Origin of the sequence: Streptomyces sp. NPDC059564 (genome assembly GCF_042735575.1) — a bacterium.
Taxonomy (GTDB): domain Bacteria; phylum Actinomycetota; class Actinomycetes; order Streptomycetales; family Streptomycetaceae; genus Streptomyces.
On the sequence record NZ_JBHWBP010000454.1, the window covers coordinates 1 to 5,384 of the forward strand.

Sequence of the window (5,384 nt, forward strand, 5' to 3'; positions counted from 1 at the left end):
CCTGGGGCTCCGCCCCAGACCCCGCGCCTCAAACTCCCCCGGCTACCGCTGGGAGGTGCCCCCGGGCGGGGCTGGATATAGGGGCGGTGGCCGTCAGGTGCGGAGGAGGCGGGCGATGGCCTTTGTGGCTTCCTCTACCTTGGCGTCGATTTCCGTGCCGCCCTTGACCGCCGCGTCCGCCACGCAGTGGCGGAGGTGTTCCTCCAGGAGTTGGAGGGCGAAGGACTGGAGGGCCTTCGTGCTCGCCGAGACCTGCGTGAGTATGTCGATGCAGTAGACGTCCTCGTCGACCAGGCGCTGGAGGCCGCGGATCTGGCCCTCGATCCGGCGCAGCCGCTTGAGGTGCTCGTCCTTCTGGTGGTGGTAGCCGTGGACGGCACCGGAGCCCTCCGCCTCGATGGTCGTCATGCGTCCTCCCGTGGTCCGGAATGAGGGATACATACCCCTCATGGGTATAGGGTACTGGGCCCCGGTCTGCGGGGCAGGGGGGCCGTGACGCCCACTGTGCCTGATGGAGGACACTGGGGAACCGCCGGTTAGCCGTGGCCGGGGGATGCGCCTAGCATCAGCCTGACCGAATCCAATGCACCCCGAGGACCTCACGTGCGATTTCGTCTGACCCCCAGGGAGACGAGCTTCTACGACATGTTCGCCGCATCCGCGGACAACATCGTCACGGGCTCCAAGCTCCTGATGGAACTGCTCGGAGCGGATCCCTCCGCCCGGGCCGAGATCGCGGAGCGGATGCGGGCGGCGGAGCACGCGGGGGACGACGCCACCCATGCGATCTTCCACCAGCTGAACTCCTCCTTCATCACGCCCTTCGACCGTGAGGACATCTACAACCTCGCGTCGAGCCTCGACGACATCATGGACTTCATGGAGGAGGCCGTCGACCTGGTCGTCCTCTACAACGTCGAAGAGCTCCCCAAGGGCGTGGAGCAGCAGATCGAGGTGCTGGCCCGGGCGGCGGAACTGACCGCCGAGGCCATGCCGCACCTGCGGACGATGGACAACCTGACCGAGTACTGGATCGAGGTCAACCGGCTGGAGAACCAGGCGGACCAGATCCACCGCAAGCTGCTCGCCCAGCTCTTCAACGGCAAGTACGACGCCATCGAGGTGCTCAAGCTGAAGCAGATCGTCGACGTGCTGGAAGAGGCCGCCGACGCGTTCGAGCACGTTGCGAACACGGTGGAGACCATCGCGGTCAAGGAGTCCTGAACCTCGTGGACACCTTTGCTCTGATCGTGACCATCGGTGTCGCGCTCGGCTTTACCTATACGAACGGCTTCCACGACTCGGCGAACGCCATCGCCACCTCCGTTTCGACCCGGGCCCTGACGCCGCGCGCGGCGCTGGCGATGGCCGCGGTGATGAACCTCGCCGGTGCCTTCCTCGGCAGTGGGGTGGCCAAGACGGTCAGCGAGGGCCTGATCGAGACGCCCCAGGGCACCCGGGGCATGTGGATCCTCTTCTCGGCGCTCGTCGGCGCGATCGTCTGGAACCTGATCACCTGGTACTTCGGTCTTCCCTCGTCCTCCTCGCACGCCCTCTTCGGCGGCATGGTCGGCGCGGCCCTGGCGGGCGGCACCGAGGTCATCTGGTCCGGGGTGATCGACAAGGTCGTCATCCCGATGTTCGTCTCGCCGGTCGTCGGCCTCATCGTCGGTTACCTGGTCATGGTCGCCATCCTGTGGATGTTCCGCCGGTCCAACCCGCACAAGGCCAAGCGCGGTTTCCGCATAGCGCAGACCGTTTCGGCGGCCGGCATGGCCCTGGGGCACGGTCTCCAGGACGCCCAGAAGACGATGGGCATCGTGATGATGGCCCTGGTCATCGCCGATGTGCAGGGAGCGGGCGACGCCATCCCGGTCTGGGTCAAGCTCGTGTGTGCCGTGATGCTGTCGCTGGGCACGTACGCGGGTGGCTGGCGCATCATGCGCACCCTCGGCCGCAAGATCATCGAGCTGGACCCGCCGCAGGGCTTCGCGGCCGAGACCACCGGCGCCTCGATCATGTTCGGCTCGGCGTACCTCTTCCACGCGCCGATCTCCACCACCCACGTGATCACCTCGGCGATCATGGGCGTGGGCGCGACGAAGCGGGTGAACGCGGTCCGCTGGGGCGTCGCGAAGAACATCATCCTGGGCTGGTTCATCACGATGCCGGCCGCGGCGCTGGTCGCGGCGCTGAGCTTCTGGGTCGTGAACCTCGCCTTCGTGTAGCGAGGACCCGTACGTGTCCACGTACGAAGTCCACGCATGAAGTCCACGTACGAAAGTGGGCCGGCTCCCCCCACCCAGGGGGAGCCGGCCCTTTTCTTTCGCCTTGCGGTGGCACCGCCATGCAGCACCGCAGGACGTCTGTCACATCCCGGTTTAGCCGAAGCGGCCCGAGATGTAGTCCTCGGTGGCCTGGACGGACGGGTTGGAGAAGATCCGGTCCGTGTCGTCGATCTCGACCAGCTTGCCCGGCTGGCCGACGGCGGCCAGGTTGAAGAAGGCGGTGCGGTCGGAGACGCGGGCGGCCTGCTGCATGTTGTGCGTCACGATGACGATCGTGAAGCGCTCCTTCAGCTCGCCGATCAGGTCCTCGATGGCGAGGGTGGAGATCGGGTCCAGGGCCGAGCAGGGCTCGTCCATCAGCAGGACCTGCGGCTCGACCGCGATGGCGCGGGCGATGCACAGACGCTGCTGCTGGCCGCCGGAGAGGCCGGAGCCCGGCTTGTTCAGGCGGTCCTTGACCTCGTTCCAGAGGTTGGCGCCCTGGAGGGACTTCTCCACGATCTCGGTCAGCTCGGACTTCTTGAAGCTGCCGTTCAGGCGCAGGCCCGCCGCCACGTTGTCGAAGATCGACATGGTGGGGAAGGGGTTCGGGCGCTGGAAGACCATGCCCACGGTGCGGCGGACCGCGACCGGGTCCACGCCGGCGCCGTACAGGTTCTCGTCGTCCAGCAGCACCTTGCCCTCGACGCGGCCACCGGGGGTGACCTCGTGCATGCGGTTCAGGGTGCGCAGGAAGGTGGACTTGCCGCAGCCGGAGGGGCCGATGAAGGCCGTCACGGAGCGGGGTTCCACGGTCATCGAGATGTCATCGATGGCCTTGTGGGCGCCGTAGAAGGCGGACAGTCCGCTGACGTCGATTCGCTTCGCCATGAGGGGTCACTTCGCTTTCATACAGTCGCGTCAGCGACCGGTCTTCGGGGCCTTCCAGCGGGCGATGCCGCGGGCCACCAGATTGAGGATCATGACGAAGGCGATCAGGACGAGCGCTGCTGCCCATGCCCGGTCGTAGGAGGCGTCACTACCGACCTTGTACTGCTCCCAAATGTAGAGGGGGAGCGAGGACTGGGCGCCTTCGAAGGGGTTGTTGTTGATGAGCTGGGTGCCGAAGACCAGCAGCATGATCGGCGCGGTCTCACCCGCGATGCGGGCGACGGCCAGCATGACGCCGGTGGCGATGCCGCCGATGGCGGTGGGCAGCACGACCTTGAGGATCACGCGCCACTTCGGCACACCGAGGGCCAGGGCGGCCTCGCGCAGCTCGTTCGGGACGAGCTTGAGCATCTCCTCGGTGGAGCGGACCACGACGGGCATCATCAGGATCGACAGGGCCAACGAGCCGGCGAAGCCGGAGGGGCCGAAGCCGAGCATCAGGTTCCAGGTCGTCAGGATGAACAGACCCGCGACGATGGAGGGGATGCCGGTCATCACGTCGACGAAGAAGGTGACGGCCTTGGCGAGCGAGCCCTTGCCGTACTCGACCAGGTAGACGGCGGTCAGCAGGCCGATGGGGGCCGCGATCAGGGTGGCCAGGGCGACCTGCTCGATGGTGCCGATCAGCGCGTGGTAGACGCCGCCGCCCTCGTCGAAGCCGGTCACGCCGTTCATCGAGTGGCTGAGGAAGTTGGCGCTCAGGAGTTCGAGGCCGCGGCTGATCGTGGTCCACAGCAGCGAGAACAGCGGGATGACCGCGAGGACGAAACAGACCCACACGACGGAGGTCGCGATGCGGTCCTTGGCCTGGCGGCGGTTCTCGACGATCGCGCTGGCGGCGTACGTGATGCCGACGAAGAGCAGCGCGGCGATCAGACCCCACTGGACCTTGCTGTGGAGGTCGAAGACGACGCCGATGCCGATGCCCAGGGCGATCGAGAGGACGCCGATGGCGGCCGGGGCCCAGCGGGGCAGGCCACCTCGCGTGAGGCTGGTGGGGGCGGCGGACTTGCGGGCCCCGACGGGGCGCTGGTCCTGAAGTGCGTGGCTCATCAGGCGTTCGCCCCCGAGAAGTCCTTGCGACGGGCGATGATCAGGCGGGCTGCGCCGTTGACCAGCAGGGTGAGCAGGAAGAGGACCAGGCCGGACGCGATCAGGGCGTCCCGGCCGAACTCGTTGGCCTCGTCGAACTTCGCGGCGATGTTCTGCGCGAAGGTGCCGCCACCCGGGTTCAGGACGTGCAGCGAGATCAGGAAGCTCGGGGAGAGGACGGTGGCCACGGCCATGGTCTCGCCGAGGGCGCGGCCGAGGCCGAGCATCGAGGCGGAGATGACACCGGAGCGGCCGAAGGGCAGCACCGACATCCGGATGACCTCCCAGCGGGTCGCGCCGAGGGCCAGTGCGGCCTCCTCGTTCATGCGCGGGACCTGCAGGAAGACCTCGCGGCTGACGCTGGTCACGATCGGCAGGATCATGATCGCGAGGAGGATGCCGACGGTGAAGAGCGAGCGGGCGACGCCGACCTGGGTCTTCTCGAAGACGTAGGTCCAGCCGAGGTACTCGTCCAGCCAGAGGTTCAGCCCGTTCAGCTGCGGCACCAGGAAGAGGGCACCCCAGATGCCGTAGACGATCGACGGCACGGCGGCCAGCAGGTCGACCACGTAGGCGATGGGCGTCGCCAGCTTGCGGGGCGCGTAGTGCGAGATGAACAGGGCGATGCCGACAGCGATCGGAACCGCGATGGCCATCGCGATGATCGAGCTGACGACCGTGCCGAAGAGCAGGACGGCGATGCCGAAGACAGGGGGCTTGGCCGACGCGTTCCAGTCGAACGTGGTGAGGAAGTTCCCCTCGTTCTGGGACAACGCGATGCTGGCGCGGTAGGTGAGGAAGACGGCGATCGACGCCATGATCACCAGGAGCAGGATGCCGGAGCCCTTGGAGAGCCCCGCGAAGATCTTGTCACCGGCGCGGCCGGTGGACCTTCCGCTCTTGGAGACCGGCGGAGCCGGGTCTATCTGGGTGGGTGTGGTGGAAGCCATGGTCTTTCCGGTCTGTGTGGGGGGCAGGCCCCCTGGCGGCGGTGCACCGGATCCCCCCGGGTGGGAGGGGGAGGTTCCCGGGGCCGGTGCGCACCGGACGGGGAGCGGTCCCGCCCACGGGGGT

At 67.4% G+C, this 5,384-nt stretch carries 6 protein-coding genes; 2 read left to right on the forward strand and 4 right to left on the reverse strand.

Translation table 11 applies throughout. The annotated features are described in order from the left end of the window. Nucleotides 1–93 precede the first annotated feature (93 nt). The gene (locus ACFV0Q_RS38010; RefSeq protein ID WP_030009310.1) at nt 94–408 is read right to left on the reverse strand and encodes a metal-sensitive transcriptional regulator; all 315 of its coding nucleotides are present in this window, start codon (nt 406–408) and stop codon (nt 94–96) included. A gap of 195 nt (nt 409–603) precedes the next feature. Between ACFV0Q_RS38010 and ACFV0Q_RS38015 the strand changes: the two genes are divergently transcribed. Beyond that, on the forward strand, nt 604–1,224 hold the full coding sequence (locus ACFV0Q_RS38015) for a DUF47 domain-containing protein (RefSeq protein WP_030240555.1): 621 nt from the start codon (nt 604–606) through the stop codon (nt 1,222–1,224). Nucleotides 1,225–1,229: 5 nt separating this feature from the next. Next, nucleotides 1,230–2,228 carry an anion permease gene (locus tag ACFV0Q_RS38020; RefSeq protein ID WP_385012166.1) on the forward strand — a complete coding sequence of 333 codons (999 nt, stop codon included), beginning with the start codon at nt 1,230–1,232 and terminating at the stop codon, nt 2,226–2,228. Between the two features lie 153 nt (nt 2,229–2,381). Here the strand turns inward: ACFV0Q_RS38020 and pstB are convergent, their stop codons facing one another. The 3 genes from pstB to pstC are packed head-to-tail and all read right to left on the reverse strand — an operon-like array spanning nt 2,382 to nt 5,260. After that, nucleotides 2,382–3,158 (reverse strand): phosphate ABC transporter ATP-binding protein PstB, encoded by a 777-nt coding sequence (gene pstB / locus ACFV0Q_RS38025; protein ID WP_385012169.1) that lies wholly within the window; start codon nt 3,156–3,158, stop codon nt 2,382–2,384. A gap of 30 nt (nt 3,159–3,188) precedes the next feature. Then, nucleotides 3,189–4,271 carry a phosphate ABC transporter permease PstA gene (pstA, locus tag ACFV0Q_RS38030; RefSeq protein ID WP_385012172.1) on the reverse strand — a complete coding sequence of 361 codons (1,083 nt, stop codon included), beginning with the start codon at nt 4,269–4,271 and terminating at the stop codon, nt 3,189–3,191. Next, nucleotides 4,271–5,260, reverse strand: a complete 990-nt coding sequence (gene pstC, locus ACFV0Q_RS38035; protein ID WP_385012175.1) for a phosphate ABC transporter permease subunit PstC — start codon at nt 5,258–5,260, stop codon at nt 4,271–4,273. The genes pstA and pstC overlap by 1 nt, the downstream gene beginning before the upstream one ends. Between the last annotated feature and the right edge of the window lie 124 nt (nt 5,261–5,384).

Coding starts and splice junctions, on each gene's coding strand:
- ACFV0Q_RS38010 (WP_030009310.1), bottom strand. CDS start 408: ATGACGACCATCGAGGCGGAGGGCTCCGGTGCCGTCCACGGCTACCAC.
- pstB (WP_385012169.1), bottom strand. CDS start 3,158: ATGGCGAAGCGAATCGACGTCAGCGGACTGTCCGCCTTCTACGGCGCC.
- pstA (WP_385012172.1), bottom strand. CDS start 4,271: ATGAGCCACGCACTTCAGGACCAGCGCCCCGTCGGGGCCCGCAAGTCC.
- pstC (WP_385012175.1), bottom strand. CDS start 5,260: ATGGCTTCCACCACACCCACCCAGATAGACCCGGCTCCGCCGGTCTCC.